Below are 16992 nucleotides of genomic sequence, written 5' to 3'. Positions count from 1 at the left end.
ATAGACCTTCTCCTGAATGGTTCATCCGAATTATAAAATTAATAACCTATACGCATTGAATGTGTATAGAATCAATAAAAACATTATAGATATACAATTAATGAAATGCAATCATTTTTTATTTTAAAATAGTAAAGAATTCTATTTTTTCGAAAGTCCTAATTTCTCTTCAACTTCAGTTAAAGTAGATAAAGCGATGACAATATGTTGATCTGCAAGCCCTAAAGCATGTTTCGTATTTTCAATTGTTGCACTGTTTGGAGTAGAGTTAGTGGCTCCGTCTATAATTAAATCTGCCGCGTTTTTCATAAATTTAGAAGCAGCCTTAAATTCAGTTGTGAAATAAAGAAGTTGTTCTTGTATTTGTACTTCTGATATATCTTCTTTAATTTTCAAAATGTCTATTTCATTCATAATGTTTTCATATTGTTTTGAAACAGCATTCATTGTAACTAATAGTTTATCTCTGTCTACTGAATCACCGTTCGTGTTAATCTCTTCCCAGGCAGGCAACCAATCTTTTTCGATGATATCATTATAATTAGTAGTCAATTCATTAATTTTAGGCTGTAATTTCGTTTTGAAAGTTTTTGTATCTGTTGTTTCTACAGGTGCTTTTTCTTTGTTATTTTTAACATTAGTAACGTAGAAAATTGTACCGAAAATGATGAAAATAGAAATAACAACTGTCCATTTAGTAAAAAGTAATTTTTGCAATATGTAACGCCTCCAAAATTAAAAAACTTATAATTATAATATATAACAATAATGTTGTTTTAAGTAGAGAAAATAGGTTAGAAAGTATATAATATATATATTTTATATACATAAATAATTAAAGTTAGTAAAATGATGAAAGTAATATGTAAGAAAAGAGGATTTTTAGTGGAAATGAATAGAAGAAAACTAGTTTCAAATATTTCAATGGCTATGTTATTAGTTGGTTTAATTGCATTCATATTTATGAATAAAGAATCTAAAATTAAAGATTTTCCAGTGCCCATGTCAGCAATCCATATTAACGATGATAAGGAAGAGGATTATAAATATATAAGTGTAATGCCTATTACAACGGTAAGTGGATGGGAGAACTTAGGTGAAAACGGGCATACTGTTAGTTTTAAAAAAGGGGAGCGGAAGGTAACTGTATTACATTATCCGGGAGAAATTACGTATTATTTATTTGAGAAAAAGATGAATAAGGGAGATTAGCTAAAGATGTAATTCATTAAGAGTTACATCTTTTTTGCATTCTGAATTATTTGAAATTAAATTCGATAGATGTTTTGATAGATGTAGTGCTAAATATGATTAGTTCTATATATCTATAAAGAGTATTAGGGTGATTATAAAAATATTATGTGAACTAATTATTGTGAGAAGAAGATAAATTATATGCTAAAGGGGAAATTAAAAATGCTACTAAAAACAATCTATTGTAAAGTAGAAGAAGAGAAAAAAGAGTTATTTTCAATGGCACAAGAAAAATGGCGTGATATACAGCACCTAGATGGTTTTTATGGACAATTTGGTGGATGGAATGAAAATGAGGCATGTGTATTTACTTTATGGGAAGATAGAAATGCATATCAATCATTTATGAATGGTGCTCACGATACCATTTATGTAAATAGTAATCAAGAGGATACGTTTCTTTCATGTGAAATTGAATTATTTCAAACATTGTATGATATAGCAGAAGTGCCTTTGAAAGACGTTGTTACAGAAGGATCCTTCGTAAGGGCGGCTGTATGTGATGTAAAGGAAGAAAAAGAAAAGCAATTTTTACATAAACAAGAAACAATTTGGAATAAAGGAATGGAAAATATAAAAGGCATGCTAGGTGGAGTAGTTGGGAAGTCTTTAAAAAATGAAAATCGTTACATCGTGTTAACGTATTGGAAAGATGGAATGGCGCATCAAAATTATGTAGAAGAGATTTTCCCTGAGTTGTATAAACTAGCTAATATTCATGAAGATATAGAAGATATAAGAGGTAAACAAGCTATATGTAAGGAAGAATGGCTTGTATATTAAGCACAGAAAAAGTGCATAAATGAATGTATAATAAAGATAATTTCTTATAAACAAGAAATTAATAGAAGACGTTATATACCCTTTCATGTTAATATATTTAAGTTATAATAGGAGGCTTACCCTTTTGTATTGTATGGTAGAAGCAGTGTGAGCTTGAAATTTTTTAGAAAAGGATGTGCCTAATTTGCGTATCAATAAATTTATTAGTGAAGCTGGAAAAGCGTCTCGACGCGGAGCAGATAAATTAATTAATGAGAGAAGAGTAATTATTAACGGTAAGGTTGCAAAAATTGGTGACCAAGTGAATCCAGGTGATGATGTACGCGTAAATGGAGAGCAACTTCGCATTGCTCGAGATCACGTATATATCGCTTTAAATAAACCAGTAGGTATTACATGTACGAGTGAAAAATCAGTAAAAGGTAATATTATCGATCTAGTGAATCATCCATTACGAATTAGTCACATTGGACGTCTTGATAAAGATTCAGACGGTTTAATTTTGTTAACGAATGATGGTGATATTATTAATGAAATTTTACGTGCTGAAAACAAACATGAGAAAGAATATATCGTTTCAGTAGATAAGCCAATTACACCTGATTTCTTAGAAAAAATGGCAGCGGGTGTTAAAATTCTAGGTACAAAAACACTTCCTTGTGAGATCACACAGTTATCAAAATATGAGTTCAAAATTATTTTAACACAAGGGTTGAATCGCCAAATTCGTCGTATGTGTGAAGCTTTAGGTTATCAAGTATACACGTTAAAACGTACGAGAATTATGAATATTGAATTGAATAATTTACCTGTTGGACAGTGGAGAGATTTAACGAAGAAAGAGAAACGACGTCTATTTGCAGACTTAAATTACGAACCACAAGATTGGTAAAATTGAGAAGAGGAAACCAAAAATTTATTTTTGGTTTCTTTTTTTATTAAATAAAAATTTATTTTTAACACTTGCAAAAATAAAATGAATAAGATATAGTAAATAACAATTAATGGATGTAATTATAAAAGCAAAGAAAAGGACACGAGTTATTTTCCCCGGTTATACAGAGAAGGAAGGAAAGCTGAGAACTTCCTAACGCAGAAAAATAACTTACCACCTTAGAGCTGCACTGGGGAAAGTAAGTATCTAGTGCCGTGTAAGCGACGTTATCGCAAAAGAAGCCATTATGTTTTTTGTAATGGGAATCTGGGTGGAACCACGAATATAAGCATATTCGTCCCTAATTTTTAGGGATGAATATGCTTTTTTGCATTCAATTTCATAATAAGCGAAGAAAAGGACACGAGTTATTTTCCCCGGTTATACAGAGAAGGAAGGAAAGCTGAGAACTTCCTAACGCAGAAAAATAACTTACCACCTTAGAGCTGCACTGGGGAAAGTAAGTATCTAGTGCCGTGTAAACGACGTTACCGTAAATGAAGCCATTATGTTTTTTATGATGGGAATCTGGGTGGAACCACGGGTATAAGCACGCTCGTCCCTATTTTAGGGAGGAGTGTGCTTTTTATTATGAAATGGAGAGATGAAAAATGAAAGAACAAATGATTGAAATTAAATTTCCAGATGGTAGCGTGAAAGAATTTGTAAAAGGAATTACTTTAGAAGAAATTGCTGGATCCATTAGCAGTAGTTTGAAAAAGAAAGCAATCGCAGGGAAAGTAAATGATGGGTTATATGATTTACGCCGTAATATTGAAAAAAATGCGGAAGTAGAAATCGTTACTATAGATTCAAATGAAGGTGTAGAAATTGCAAGACACTCTGCGGCACATATTTTAGCGCAAGCTGTAAAAAGATTGTATGGTGATATAAATCTTGGAGTAGGGCCTGTTATTGAAAATGGATTTTATTATGATATGGATCTTCCAAGTAGTGTAAACGTACAAGATTTACGGAAAATCGAAAAAGAAATGAAAAAGATCATAAAAGAAAATATAAATATAGAGCGAGTTGAGGTGTCTCGAGAAGAAGCAGCAAAACTATTTCAAGAAATGAATGATCGCTTGAAATTAGAACTTTTAGAAGCAATTCCTAGTGAGGAAAGTGTAACACTATATAAGCAAGGTGAATTTGTAGATTTATGTAGAGGGCCACATTTACCATCTACAGGTTATTTGAAAGCCTTCCAATTAACTCACGTTTCTGGTGCATATTGGCGAGGAGATAGTAATAACCAAGTGCTTCAGCGTATATATGGTGTTGCATTCTCTTCTCAAAAAGAATTAGAAGAGTATTTACATTTCGTTGAAGAAGCAGCAAAAAGAAATCATCGTAAATTAGGCAGTGAGCTTGAGTTATTTATGTTTTCTGAAGAGGCTCCGGGAATGCCGTTTTATTTACCGAAGGGACAAATTATTCGTAATGAATTAGAAGCTTTTTTAAGAGAAATTCAAAAACAATATAATTATCAAGAAGTACGCACTCCATTCATGATGAACCAAGAAGTATGGGAAAGATCAGGGCACTGGGGACATTATAAAGATAATATGTATTTCTCAGAAGTGGATAATAAAAGTTTTGCATTAAAACCGATGAACTGCCCAGGGCATATGTTAATGTTCAAAAATAAATTGCATTCTTATCGCGAATTACCGATTCGTATGTGTGAGTTTGGTCAAGTACATCGCCATGAATTTAGTGGGGCGTTAAACGGATTATTAAGAGTACGTACTTTCTGCCAAGATGATGCACATTTATTTGTAACTCCAGAACAAATTGAAGATGAAATCAAATCTGTAATGGCGCAAATCGATTATGTATATAAAACTTTTGGATTCGAATATGAAGTAGAACTTTCTACTCGTCCAGAAGATTCAATGGGTGATGATAAGTTATGGGAGCAAGCAGAAGCGTCATTAGAAAATGTATTACAATCGCTAAATTATAAATATAGACTAAATGAAGGTGATGGTGCATTTTACGGACCGAAAATTGACTTCCATATTAAAGATGCTTTAAATAGAAGTCATCAGTGCGGAACAATCCAGCTAGATTTCCAAATGCCAGAGAAGTTTGATTTAAATTATATAGATGAGAAGAATGAAAAGAAAAGACCGGTTGTCATTCACAGGGCAGTATTAGGATCTTTAGATCGTTTCTTAGCAATATTAATTGAGCACTTTGGAGGTGCATTCCCGGCATGGATAGCGCCAGTTCAAGTAAAAGTCATTCCAGTTTCAAATGCAGTCCATGTACAATACGCAGATGAGATTGCGGATAAATTAGCACAAGCTGGTGTTCGTGTCGAACGAGATGTACGAGATGAAAAATTAGGATATAAAATTAGAGAAGCACACATGCAAAAAGTTCCTTATGTTCTTGTTATTGGTGATAAAGAAATGGAAAACGTTGCTGTAAATGTACGTAAATATGGGGAAGAGAAGTCGGAAGTTATTATGTTAGATGCATTTGTGGAAAGTATGAAAGAGGAAATAAAAAATCGAAAATAGAGTTTGAAAAAAAACACACCACTTCATAATGGTGTGTTTTCTTTTTTATCTTACAAAAATGTAAGGTAAATGTAAGCGAAATCGAAGGAACGAGTTGTAGAAAAATGAGAATATGAAGTAGGAAATAGGTCCATGTAGCCTGTGTAATCCTAATAGAATGAATAATTAAAAAAAAATAATAATTCATATGAGAAAAAATAAGGAATATGTGAGAAATTAAATTTATACAAAAGGGATGGAGTGAAAGAGATGTCAACAAATGTAGTTACTGTAGAAAGTGTAGAAAAAACGTATGGGAAAAGAAATGAGAATCAGTCAAAAGCATTAAGGGGTGTGTCATTAAGTATTAAAGAAGGGGAATTTGTAGGGATTATGGGTCCTTCTGGATCTGGAAAGACGACTTTACTGAATGTGATTAGTACATTAGATCAAGCTACGGGTGGTAGTGTGATAATAGCTGGCACAAATATTACTTCTATGAAGGGGAACGCATTATCAGATTTTCGATCTCAAAAATTAGGGTTCATCTTTCAAGATTTTAACTTACTAGAAAACTTATCAATTTATGAAAATATCGCTTTACCACTTTCCCTGCAAGGCGTACCTTCAAGTGAGATTACGGGAAAGGTAAATGACGTAGCGAAGAAATTAGGGATTACTGAAATTTTAACAAAATATCCGACGGCTGTTTCGGGTGGTCAAAAGCAAAGAACAGCAGCAGCACGAGCTTTAGTACATAATCCAGCCATTGTATTAGCAGATGAACCGACAGGAGCGCTTGATAGCAAAAATGCAAAAAGCTTATTAGAAGCGATGCAAGATTTACATGAAAATCACAATGTAAGTATTTTGATGGTGACACACGATGCATTTAGTGCGAGTTACTGTGAGCGTATATTATTTATTCAAGACGGTCTTCTTTATAAAGAGTTAAAGCGTCAAGGAACGAGAGAAAGTTTCTATCAAGACATTTTAGGTGTGCTCGCTCATATGGGCTCAGCTGCTGAGTCTAAGTAGGGGGCGAGACTATGTTATTCAAATTATCACGTCATAGTATGAAAAAGATGTTAAAAGATTATATGGTTTTACTTATTGGTCTCGTTATTAGCATTAGTATTTTTTACATGTTCCAAACGATGGCGATGAATAGTGAATTCACGAAGGATAATAGTCTCATTAGTAGTATAAGGCTTGTATTTTGGGTAGGTGCAATACTATTATCTTTCATTACTGTATTTTATATTATATATGCCAATTCTTTCTTACTCTCGTTAAGAAGAAAAGAACTCGGTATGTATATGATGCTCGGAGCGAAAAAGAAAAAAGTAGCACAGTTATTATTTATTGAAACATTCGGTATAGGTATTGTCAGTATTATTATAGGAATTTTAGTAGGGATGTTACTTGCAAGTGTAGCAGGAAACTTTTTAATGAATGGTATGGAAATTTCAGCAAAAGGTAGTTATTCATCTGTATATATACCAGCAATCCTAGTTACAGCTATTTTCTTCGTAATACTATTTTTTATTACTGGTTTAATGAATAGCATCCGTTTATTACGAAAAACAGAACTAGAGCTAATTCGTGAAGATGAAACACTAGATGAAGTGAAGAAAAGTAAAACTCGCATTATTATAATGACAGTACTTGGTGTATTACTAGTAAGTACAGGCTACTATTTTATCGTAAATATAAAAATGTTTGCTGAACTCGGTTTTATAATAGCGACAATCGTCACAACACTTGGAACATATTTTATCTTTAGTTCATTGCTCCCATTTTTTGTGATGAAAATTAAAGGAAATAAAAAACGAAATGAAACGGGCTTAAATAGTTTTACATACGCACAGCTACGCTTTCGAGTAAATAGTTTATCGAGAGTATTAGGCACTGTAGCGATGTTAATTGCATTAGGGGCAGGTGCGATGACAGCAGGTATGGCGTTCCAAAAAAATGTAGGTATTATGACAGACTTCTCACGTGTGTATGATGTCGTAATTCATGATCCAAATGAACAAGATACAGCTGCATTAAAAGAAATGGAAATTGTTGAAGAAAGCAAGTACAAGTATAAAGTAGATGGGGAAGCGGTTTATTACTTACGTAATGATTTAACAGCGAAACCACCACTAATTTCTGAACGCTTTGATACGAAAACTTTAAAAGAGCCTGCGCGTAAACGGGTGGCCGAACCTTTAACGGAACCTGTATACTCTGCTTTAGAGGCTCCTGAATTAGCAAAATTCCCTCGTATGCCGAAAGATTGGGAAGATGCAATTGTAAGAGAAATACAAATTACACATAATCAATTTAATGGAAAACCTGTAAGAATTGCAGATGAAGCGTATTATAAAGGAATTCAAGGAACAGAACACACTGTAACATTAGCAAAAGTAGATGATATGAAAAAGTATAAACCGTTGTTGATTGAAATAGATAAGAGACAAAAAGAACAAATTGAAAAAACAACAGGTACAAAAGTAGACATATTTACGAAAATGACAATTTATCAGTTAACGAGCAGTTTAATGAGCGGAACAATGTTTATGGGATTTTTCCTTGGAATTGCCTTTTTAGCGATGATGGCAAGTTCACTAATGTTCAAAATATTAACAGGTGCTTCTCGTGATGTACGCCGTTATGAAATGTTACGAAAAATCGGTGTGAGACGTAGTATGTTAACGAAAAGTATATATAAAGAAATTTCATATTTATTTATCTTCCCAGCAATCATTGGTATTTCTCACGTGTTAGTAGGGCTTAACTTATTTAGTTTTATATTAGTTGACCCGTTTGTAAAAGTGTGGGTGCCAATTGGGATTTTCTTAGTCATTTATTTCATCTATTACTGGATAACTGTTCAATTGTATAAAGGAATGGTAATGCCGAAAGAAGAAGTAGCTAAATAGTTTATGAAAAGAGTCCTTGTTTGAAAACAAGGGCTTTTTTCATAATGTTCTCTATACAGAAGGAAAAGATTGGATAATGGTCGAAAAATATAATATAACTTCCGAGAAATGACTAAAATAATACTATTTTGTCGAGAGAAAGGATACGAAATATGAAAGAAATGCTACAGTTATTTCGCAACAAAGTGTATGCACGATTTTTTCTAGCGAATATTTTAGAACGACTCGGTTCTATGATTGCTGGAATTTCTTTAATGTTTTACTTGTTAGATCAATACGGAAAACAACCAGTTTACGCAACAATGACGCAAATTATGATTGCGTTACCTGCATTAATCTTTTTTCTATTAGTAGGGACAGTAGTGGATCGTTTTGATAGACAACGTATTTGTACGATAAGTAATATATGTTGTTCGCTCTGTAATATTGGAATCCTAGTTTCGCTTTATTACGGGATGATTATACTTGTCTTTATATTTTTGTTTTTGGAAAATGCATGTATACAATTTTTCTCTCCATCAGAACAGTCGATGATACAGGGAGTGGTTGAATCAGACCAATACGGTGCAGCAGCGGGTATGAATCAAATGGTAAATAGTTTGTATGCTTTGTTTGGTGTAGGAATTGCAACGATGGTGTACTGGACTTTTGGAATTTACGGGAGCATTTTAGTAAATACGCTCACTTTTATTATGAGTGGTATTTTGATTCAAACGATCTCCATTCCAGAAAAAGTTCGTTTACCAAATGGGAGAACAAAATGGAAAGAAGTTAATTTGAAGATGTTAATAACAGAGTTTCAAGAAGGGATCAAGTATATATACCAAAATGAAACTTTAAAAAAATTACTTTTAGGATTTATCGTGTTTGGTTTATTAAATGGTATTTTAAGCGTATCTACTACTTACATATTAAAATACAAATTGGCACCAGCAACGTATGAAAGTTTAGCAATGGTGGGCGGTGTAGTTGGAGGGATTTCATTATTAATTGGAAGTATAGTAGCAACGAGTATAGGTAAGAAATATGCTCCTAAACCTATTATTGTATTTGGTATGGCAGGTTCAGGGATCTTCTTCGGTATGTGTTACTTTGTAAATCACGTATGGTCTTTTTATGTATGTATCGCTTTTGCGACTTTCTTTTTACCGTTTATTAATGTTGCAATATCGGGCTGGATGTATGAAATTGTAGAAGAGTCATTCATGGGGCGTGTACAAAGCTTGCTTAGTCCATTAACGACAGGATTCCAGCTTTTATCTCTCGGTGCGATAGCGATGTTATTCCCAAAATGGATTCTTGCAGATACATTGTATATTATTTTATTTGGTTTATTATTGTTTGTTACATGTTTATATCAAGCTATTCTACCAAGTGGGCAAAAGCAAGTACATACAGTAGCTAAAGAGATGTGATATATTTAGTTTTTTATTTCTGAATATTCTATCGTATGGTAAGGGGAAATTGTTATGTTGATGCGAATGGTTAAGTGGTGTGGGATTACTTGTTTACAACTAGTAGCTGCAATTTTATGTATACTCTGCCTAGGTGCACTACCGCGTTTATTTAAGGGGTTGCAAATTGATTTAATCGGTTTTTGGAACACGATTGTATTTCTTGGAGGAAAGTTACTTCAACCGGGTGAAATTACATATGGATTTCGGGACTCAAGAAAATTATTTCCGCAAATATGGATTCATTATATTGAAACGATGATTGTATTTCTTTCAGCTTTTTTATTCTCGTTGCTTATAGCGTATATACTTGTCATTTGGGTATTACAGCGTTCTCATATGAAACAGAAAATGTGGAACGGGATTTTTCTTACGCTTGAGAGTATACCAGATATATTACTTATTTTATTATCGCAACTTCTTGTCGTAATTATGTTTCAAAAAACAGGATTTATGCCGATCAAACTGGCTGGATTAGGGGAAGAAAGGATACGTTTGTTACCAATTATATGTCTTACAATACCAACAACATTATTGTTTATTAAACTGTTGTTATTACGGTTTAAAGAAGAATTAGAGAAAGATTATAGTTTGTTTGCTAAAAGTAAAGGGCTTAGTTTAAGACATATTTTAACACATCATATTTCAAGAAATGTTTTGTTAACAACGATCTATTATGCAAAAACAAATATTTTATTTATGTTATCAAATCTATATATTATTGAATGGATATTTAATACGTACGGCATGTTTGTTTTTGTAAAAGAAAATTCGAAATTAGAAATATTTACAGTGAGCTTAATTATATTATACGTACCGCTTTTTATACTATTTCGTTTATTACATACGTTCTTACAAAATGTTATAAAGGAGCGTGTGTAACATGTGGCAAGTTGTAAAAAGAGATGTGAGATTTTGGATAGGTATTACTTTTTTGAGTGTACTAATGATTGTTAGTATTGGATATACGTTGTTTTTTGATGGGAATATTCGTGAACTTACGATGATGTATAACGAAAAAGGGGAACTAGAGGCAGCTCCATTTGCACCATCAAGTAAATTTTGGTTTGGAAGTGATGTGAAAGGTCGTGACCTTGTTCAATTAATAATAGAAGGTGCAAAATGGACAGTTGGTGCAAGTATAATTATAGCGATTTTACGAGTTATAGTTGGAGGGGGAATTGGTTTACTTCTTGGTATGTATGGTAAACGTTCTTTTCCAGTTATTTCATCCTTTTTTGATCCTTTTAGTATTGTACCGATGGTTATGATTTCTTATTTTATGTTAAATGAAGTATTAACGTTTGATAGTGGAGCAGAAGTTGTGCCGTTATATTTGCGTGTGGCATTTCAAATTATAGTTCTTGTATGTCTCGCTGTACCAACAGTGATGTTGTATGTAGCGCAAGAAGTAAAACGTATTAAGAAAGAAGAATTTATGTTGGCAGCCACTGTGCTCGGCGGTAGTAAGTGGCAGAGGTTGAAGCGCCATATATGGCCTCATATGTTACCATCATTTCTTTTATTAGTAGCCCAACAATTTGTGAGTGTACTATTGCTTCTTTTGCATCTTGGATTACTTAAGTTGTTTTTTGGCGGAACGATATTATTTGGATTAGATGCAGATAGTGTAACAAAGGAATGGACTGGCCTAATTGGTCAAAACTTCCGCCATTTAACTACACATACATGGATTGTACTTATACCGATTGCTTTTTATAGTATGACAATTCTCGCAGGAAATCTAGTTAGTAATAGTATGCAAGATGCGATTAAGTTAGGAAATACGAGAAGGCCAGAGCGGAAAGGTAGAGAAGTGCAAGCAGAGAAACAAGTACAACCAACTACGAATGACTTTTCTTTTTATAGAGAGATACAAAAATAAAAAGATAGCTGAAAGCAACTTGTTTTCAGCTATCTTTTTCTGTTTATAGTGGTGGTAAATCAATCTTACCTTCTTCAAATAATTCTTTTATCATATGCTTCGTATAACCAGCAGCTTGACCAAATGTGATTTTTGCTGGCATTGGTGCTTCGTTAGCATCTACAACTACATCAATAATGCACGGTTTATTTTGTTTTACTGCATTTTCGAAAGCGGGAAGTAGTTCATCTAAATTCTCAACACGGTATCCAATACCTCCGCATACCTCTGCATATTTTGCAAAATCAGGATTCGTTAAGTCTGTTTCGAATTCGATATTACCCATCACTTCTTGTTCGAATTTAATCATCGCAATTTTATTATTGTTTAATACGACGACAACGACTGGTAGTTTATATTTAACAGCTGTTACGAAGTCATTCATCGTCATTCCAAATCCGCCATCACCACAAACTGCAAATACTTGTTTATCCGGGAATGCAATTTTTCCAGCAAGAGCACCAGGTAAACCGCAACCAAGTGTTGCGAGCCAGCTAGAAATGACAAATTGCTGGTTTGTCATACGGAAGTGCCTTGCGGTCCATACTGTTACATTTCCGACATCGACTGATAGAATTGCGTCATCATGTGCTACTTGCTGCAGAGCATGCATAACGCGTTGTGGTTTAATTGGAATGGAAGAGTCTTCTTCTTGATCGTGTAATTTTTCTTCCCACTTTTTCATCATGTCTTGGTGATGTTCTAAGAAGGAATGGTCTGTGTGTTCTTCAACATTTTCAATTAACCATCGTAATGTTTTATCAGCATCACCAGCTAAACCAATATCTGTCGCATAACGTTTCCCGATTTGGGCAGGATCTGTATCGATATGAATTGTTTTTGCTTTTTCAGGTAAGAAGCCGGTGAACGGATAAGAAGTACCGACCATAATTAAAGTATCTGCATGCTTCATTGCTTCATAAGAAGGTTTCGTTCCAATTAATCCTAATCCACCAATACAAAGAGGGTGTTCATCCGGAATAACGCCTTTAGCTGGTAATGTAAGTACGATTGGAGCACCAATATGTTCTGCAAATGCAAGTAAAGATTCTCTCGCATGTTTTGCTCCTTTACCAGCTAAAATAACAGGTTTTGTCGCTGCATTTATTGCGAGTTTTGCTGCATCTAAATCTTCTTTTTGTGGAAACAACTCAGGCAAAGTAAAAGAAGTATTTGTAATACGAGCACCATTTTTTACTTCGAATTTCGGGACATCATCTGGAATTGTAAGAACGGATACACCTTTTTTCGTATAAGCCATTCGAATTGCTTGATTCACTACGGCAGGTAGTTGCTCTGCTGACATAATACGCTGGTTATAAACCGCGACATCATCAAACATTCTTTCTAAATTTACTTCTTGGAAAAAATCCGTTCCGAGTAAATCGGTTTCTACTTGACCTGAAATTGCTAGAACAGGGGCTTTATCGAGTTTCGCATCATATAAACCATTTAATAAATGAATAGCACCAGGTCCTGCAATTGCCATACAAACGCCAAGTTTTCCTGTTAATTTCGCATAGGCAGCCGCTGCTAATGCACCAGCTTCTTCGTGGCGAACTTGAATGAATTTAATTTTATCTTGTTTTTTTCTTAAAGCTTCAATGATAGAATTGATGGAATCTCCAGGCATACCGTATATGTGTTCTACGCCCCAGTCAATTAATAAATCAACTAATGCTTCACCGGCTGTTTTTCCAAACATAATTGTTCCTCCTTATAATCAGGTAGATACTATTATGTTTTGGAGAAAAAGGAAAAATATACAAATGATAATATTATTATCTTTAATGATGACCAGCGAATAGTGTAAATACTGTTATTAGTAAAAATCCACTAGATGCCCATGTTAAAAATGAAAGGAAAGAGAGCTGCTTCTTTGCTTTCCAAAGCATTTCATGAATTGTGACATAGCCAAGTGAACCGATAGCACTTCCCATAATGAGTCCTTGTAAATGAAGCGCTTTTCCTTCCATTAAAATGCCAAAAACTGTACCGGTACCGAGAATAAGAGATAGTAATAAAGTTGTTAATAAAAAGGAAATATATTTATGTTTTGTAAATAGAAAGGGGATAATTAATGCTAAGCCTTCAGGAATATGGTGAACGACGATTGCTATTAAAAAAGGTATGGCAGAGTCAGCATGATTAATAAAAGCAGTACCTAAAGCAAAGCCACTCGGTAAATTATGAATAAATATAGCGAAAGAGAGGAAAAGGAAAGTTTGCCAAGCTTGTTGATCTTTTTTATGTATCATTGGATGATGACAATAGTTATCTAATAAGCTCATAGCTAAAATGCCGATAGCTATACCAAGTATAGGACCAATTATTTCATAGCTTGAAAATGTTTCAGGAATAATTTCAAGGGATAAAAGCCCAAGCAAAATCCCTCCACATAATGCGTATAAACGGTGCATCTTTTCTTCAATTAGCTGGCGTGTAGCAATGCCAACAGCACCGCCTAATAATAAGCCACCAAATGAAAAAAATGTAACTATCATAGGAATCCATAATCGTTCCATCGTATCACACTCCGATTCTTCCACCTTATTTTTAGCTTACGAAAAGGAAAGTTAGATTAGTCCAAGTAATTGTGTTTCATTATAGAGAAAAAACTAATAATTCGTTATAATTTATATATTAAATTTAAGTGTAAATATGAAATGAGGAAGAATTTTGCAAACAAAATGGAGTTTATCTGAATACGAAAATCCAAAACGATATGATATAGAAAATAAAAGTTTATCAGATTTTCCGTTTTTACTATCATGGGCACAAAAACTACATATACAAAATGAATGGATTCTAGATCTTGCCTGTGGTACAGGAAGGGTTACAATTCCATTTATAGAAAATGGATATCAAATGATTGGTGTAGATATACATGAAGGCATGCTTGCTGAAGCAAAGACAAAAACTACGGATTGTAAGAAGGTAAAATGGTTACAACAAGACTGCTTACAATTGAACATTGAAGATACCATTTCGCTAGCATTTATGGTGGGGCATGGATTCCAGCATTTCCTTACAAATATTCATCAAAATCAATTATTAACATCTATTCATCATGTGTTAGCTGAGAATGGTATATTCATATTCGATACACGTTTCCCTTCAAAAGAAGAATTAATACAACCATCTATAGAAGAATATTGGACAACTGTTAATGATGAAAAGGGAAGAAAATGTGATTTATATACTGAAATGACATACGATTCAATTCAATTCAACAAATACAGCACTACATAACAACAAGAAGGTTTTATGAGGGGGATACTCTAGTAGAGGAAATAAAAACAACGATAGATCTTCGTTATACGTACCCGCAGGAGTTAGAAAGATTATTAGTAGCGAATGGTTTTGAATTATTACATATATATAATGATTGGGAAGGCAATGAGTTGGGAGAAGATTGCTATTCTATGGTAGTAGTCTGCCGGAAGAAAAAATAGTATTATTTTAAAAATATGAATGTGAAAAGCCTTTAAGGAGAGGAAAAAATGACTTGGTACTTAGATAATGTTTATGAATTAAATAAAGAAGCGCCCTATACATTCTACCTTCCTAGCTCAGAAGTTTTGGAGAAATTAAAGGTTGGGGATTTGGTAAAGCTAATTTTTGTATCTAAAAATGAGGAAGAAGATGGATTTAATGGTGAAAGAATGTGGGTTGAAATCATTGAAAGAAATGAGAAGAAGTTTGTAGGGGAACTGAGCAATGAACCATATCGCTTAGATTTAAAAATAGGTGATAAAATTTCATTTGGGATTGAAAATATATGTGATACGGAATATGACGATCCATCTTCAAAAGATTGGGATTTTTATTTTGATACGAAGGTAATTGTTAGTAATGATGTACTTGAAAAAAGAGAATTTAACTTTATGCTTAAAGAGGGTTCAAGAGAAAAAGGTGACTCTGGTTGGTCAATACTGAGTGGTTATGAAAGTGATGACTATGTCAATAATCCTAAAAACTTTCAAATTATTTCAATTGGAGTCATTTTGAATATAGATGATTCTATTTTAAAATTTCTTGAGGAACCACCTTTATGTGCATATGAAAGAAATGATGAAGGTAGATTCTATAAAATTGAAGACTACGATTGGGATGCATATTTAAATGGATAGAAAAAGTTATTACGTTTTAAAGAAAGCAATATAATTTCACCCTATGTGCTTGATAAAGGTTCTACAGATAATAATTCAAGAGAGTAATAGTAAATGGAGGAACAAATGATGCAACAAATTAAAAAAATAGGAAACTCATTTTGGTATATGACACCCGTTTCCGAAACAGATAGACCTATATTAGGAATGGTCATTGGAAAAGAAAAAACTTTAATGATCGATGCAGGGAATTCAGAGGAACATGCACAATTATTTTTAGAAATGTTAAAAGAAAAAAATGTATCGAATCCTGATTTTGTAGCACTAACGCATTGGCATTGGGATCATATTTTTGGATTATCTGTATTACAGAATGCATTAACTATTTCACACGCTGAAACGAAAAAAGAAATGCAGGCAATAGTATCTTATGAATGGACAGATGAAGCGTTGGACGCACGCGTAAAAGAGGGTACGGAAATTGCATTTTGTGCGGATTGCATCAAAAAAGAGTTTGAAGAAAAAGCGAGAAATATTAAAATTATTCTTCCAACCTTAACGTTCCAGGATCAAATTGAATTAGACCTTGGTGAGGTGACCTGCGTGTTAAAACATGTGAGCGGAGATCATGCACATGATTCAATTGTTATGTACATAAAAGAAGAAAAGATATTGTTTTTAGGAGACTGTATATATGCAGATATTTTTTCTTCGAAGTGGAACTATACGACGAAAAGAACGTTTGCATTAATAGATGAATTAGAAAAATTTGATGCTGAGACATATATTCTCTCTCATGGGGAAGCGATAAATCGAGAGGAGTTTTTACAAGAGATTCGTATGTTAAAAACAGTAGGAACTTATACTGAAATACATAAAGGCGATGAAGGGAAGATAAAGGAAGCGTATAAACGAAACATAGATAGAGAATTAAATGAAGATGAACTAGAAACAATAACGTTTTTTGTAAATGGTTATGAAATGAATAATCAATAAGACACGACATGAATCCAATATAATTAAATTGCACAAAAAGAGTATTGAAATTTAATTCAATACTCTTTTCAATAGTTAAATATGTAGTTTCAACC

General features: G+C 33.3%; 14 protein-coding genes, 1 pseudogene and 2 other annotated features. Of the genes and pseudogenes, 12 read left to right on the top strand and 3 right to left on the bottom strand.

The window, feature by feature from the left end:
* Positions 1–141: 141 nt before the first annotated feature.
* Positions 142–717, bottom strand: a complete 576-nt coding sequence (locus tag QCI73_RS15525; protein ID WP_074540004.1) for a hypothetical protein — start codon at positions 715–717, stop codon at positions 142–144.
* Positions 718–849: 132 nt separating this feature from the next.
* On the opposite strand from QCI73_RS15525, the gene QCI73_RS15520 reads away from it, so the two are divergent.
* From QCI73_RS15520 to QCI73_RS15480, 9 genes are all read left to right on the top strand, one after another.
* Entirely contained in the window at positions 850–1212 is a 363-nt protein-coding gene (locus tag QCI73_RS15520; protein ID WP_046197452.1) for a hypothetical protein, read from the top strand.
* A 204-nt stretch (positions 1213–1416) separates the two neighbouring features.
* Positions 1417–2037, top strand: a complete 621-nt coding sequence (locus QCI73_RS15515) for a YdbC family protein (protein WP_327923754.1) — start codon at positions 1417–1419, stop codon at positions 2035–2037.
* A 184-nt stretch (positions 2038–2221) separates the two neighbouring features.
* A complete protein-coding gene (gene rluF / locus QCI73_RS15510; protein ID WP_353823294.1) occupies positions 2222–2929 on the top strand; it encodes a 23S rRNA pseudouridine(2604) synthase RluF in 708 nt (235 codons plus the stop codon).
* 124 nt (positions 2930–3053) lie between these two features.
* Positions 3054–3277 (top strand) — a binding site (T-box leader).
* Positions 3278–3314: 37 nt separating this feature from the next.
* Positions 3315–3538 (top strand) — a binding site (T-box leader).
* 44 nt (positions 3539–3582) lie between these two features.
* Positions 3583–5502, top strand: a complete 1920-nt coding sequence (gene thrS, locus QCI73_RS15505) for a threonine--tRNA ligase (RefSeq protein WP_353823293.1) — start codon at positions 3583–3585, stop codon at positions 5500–5502.
* 249 nt (positions 5503–5751) lie between these two features.
* Positions 5752–6519, top strand: coding sequence for an ABC transporter ATP-binding protein (locus QCI73_RS15500; protein ID WP_070805974.1), 768 nt, complete (start codon positions 5752–5754; stop codon positions 6517–6519).
* Positions 6520–6530: 11 nt separating this feature from the next.
* A complete protein-coding gene (locus QCI73_RS15495) occupies positions 6531–8411 on the top strand; it encodes an FtsX-like permease family protein (protein WP_353823292.1) in 1881 nt (626 codons plus the stop codon).
* A 143-nt stretch (positions 8412–8554) separates the two neighbouring features.
* The gene (locus QCI73_RS15490; protein WP_483299578.1) at positions 8555–9826 is read left to right on the top strand and encodes an MFS transporter; all 1272 of its coding nucleotides are present in this window, start codon (positions 8555–8557) and stop codon (positions 9824–9826) included.
* A 54-nt stretch (positions 9827–9880) separates the two neighbouring features.
* On the top strand, positions 9881–10747 hold the full coding sequence (locus QCI73_RS15485) for an ABC transporter permease subunit (RefSeq protein ID WP_219913552.1): 867 nt from the start codon (positions 9881–9883) through the stop codon (positions 10745–10747).
* A 1-nt stretch (position 10748) separates the two neighbouring features.
* The gene (locus tag QCI73_RS15480; RefSeq protein ID WP_353823290.1) at positions 10749–11750 is read left to right on the top strand and encodes an ABC transporter permease subunit; all 1002 of its coding nucleotides are present in this window, start codon (positions 10749–10751) and stop codon (positions 11748–11750) included.
* Between the two features lie 43 nt (positions 11751–11793).
* On the opposite strand, the gene QCI73_RS15475 is transcribed toward QCI73_RS15480, so the two are convergent.
* On the bottom strand, positions 11794–13494 hold the full coding sequence (locus QCI73_RS15475) for a pyruvate oxidase (protein WP_327923759.1): 1701 nt from the start codon (positions 13492–13494) through the stop codon (positions 11794–11796).
* A gap of 82 nt (positions 13495–13576) precedes the next feature.
* Positions 13577–14314: a ZIP family metal transporter gene (locus QCI73_RS15470; protein ID WP_074539995.1), complete on the bottom strand. Its 738-nt coding sequence runs from the start codon at positions 14312–14314 to the stop codon at positions 13577–13579.
* A 154-nt stretch (positions 14315–14468) separates the two neighbouring features.
* Here QCI73_RS15470 and QCI73_RS15465 point away from each other — a divergent pair.
* The 3 genes and pseudogenes from QCI73_RS15465 to QCI73_RS15455 all read left to right on the top strand — a co-directional run bounded on the left by QCI73_RS15465 (position 14469) and on the right by QCI73_RS15455 (position 16897).
* Positions 14469–15244: pseudogene (locus QCI73_RS15465) on the top strand (class I SAM-dependent methyltransferase).
* A 48-nt stretch (positions 15245–15292) separates the two neighbouring features.
* Positions 15293–15922 (top strand): immunity protein Imm33 domain-containing protein, encoded by a 630-nt coding sequence (locus QCI73_RS15460; protein ID WP_353823289.1) that lies wholly within the window; start codon positions 15293–15295, stop codon positions 15920–15922.
* A 108-nt stretch (positions 15923–16030) separates the two neighbouring features.
* A complete protein-coding gene (locus QCI73_RS15455) occupies positions 16031–16897 on the top strand; it encodes an MBL fold metallo-hydrolase (RefSeq protein ID WP_353823288.1) in 867 nt (288 codons plus the stop codon).
* Positions 16898–16992: the final 95 nt, after the last annotated feature.

The organism is Bacillus cereus group sp. MG16 (genome assembly GCF_040459875.1).
Classification (GTDB): Bacteria; Bacillota; Bacilli; order Bacillales; family Bacillaceae_G; genus Bacillus_A; species Bacillus_A paranthracis.
The sequence above is the reverse complement of the archived record's forward strand: the minus strand, read 5'-3'. Positions and strand labels throughout refer to the sequence as shown.

Coding starts and splice junctions, on each gene's coding strand:
- QCI73_RS15460 (WP_353823289.1), top strand. CDS start 15,293: ATGACTTGGTACTTAGATAATGTTTATGAATTAAATAAAGAAGCGCCC.
- QCI73_RS15515 (WP_327923754.1), top strand. CDS start 1,417: ATGCTACTAAAAACAATCTATTGTAAAGTAGAAGAAGAGAAAAAAGAG.
- QCI73_RS15520 (WP_046197452.1), top strand. CDS start 850: ATGATGAAAGTAATATGTAAGAAAAGAGGATTTTTAGTGGAAATGAAT.
- QCI73_RS15485 (WP_219913552.1), top strand. CDS start 9,881: ATGTTGATGCGAATGGTTAAGTGGTGTGGGATTACTTGTTTACAACTA.
- QCI73_RS15480 (WP_353823290.1), top strand. CDS start 10,749: ATGTGGCAAGTTGTAAAAAGAGATGTGAGATTTTGGATAGGTATTACT.
- QCI73_RS15470 (WP_074539995.1), bottom strand. CDS start 14,314: ATGGAACGATTATGGATTCCTATGATAGTTACATTTTTTTCATTTGGT.
- QCI73_RS15495 (WP_353823292.1), top strand. CDS start 6,531: ATGTTATTCAAATTATCACGTCATAGTATGAAAAAGATGTTAAAAGAT.
- QCI73_RS15455 (WP_353823288.1), top strand. CDS start 16,031: ATGCAACAAATTAAAAAAATAGGAAACTCATTTTGGTATATGACACCC.
- QCI73_RS15475 (WP_327923759.1), bottom strand. CDS start 13,494: ATGTTTGGAAAAACAGCCGGTGAAGCATTAGTTGATTTATTAATTGAC.
- thrS (WP_353823293.1), top strand. CDS start 3,583: ATGAAAGAACAAATGATTGAAATTAAATTTCCAGATGGTAGCGTGAAA.
- QCI73_RS15500 (WP_070805974.1), top strand. CDS start 5,752: ATGTCAACAAATGTAGTTACTGTAGAAAGTGTAGAAAAAACGTATGGG.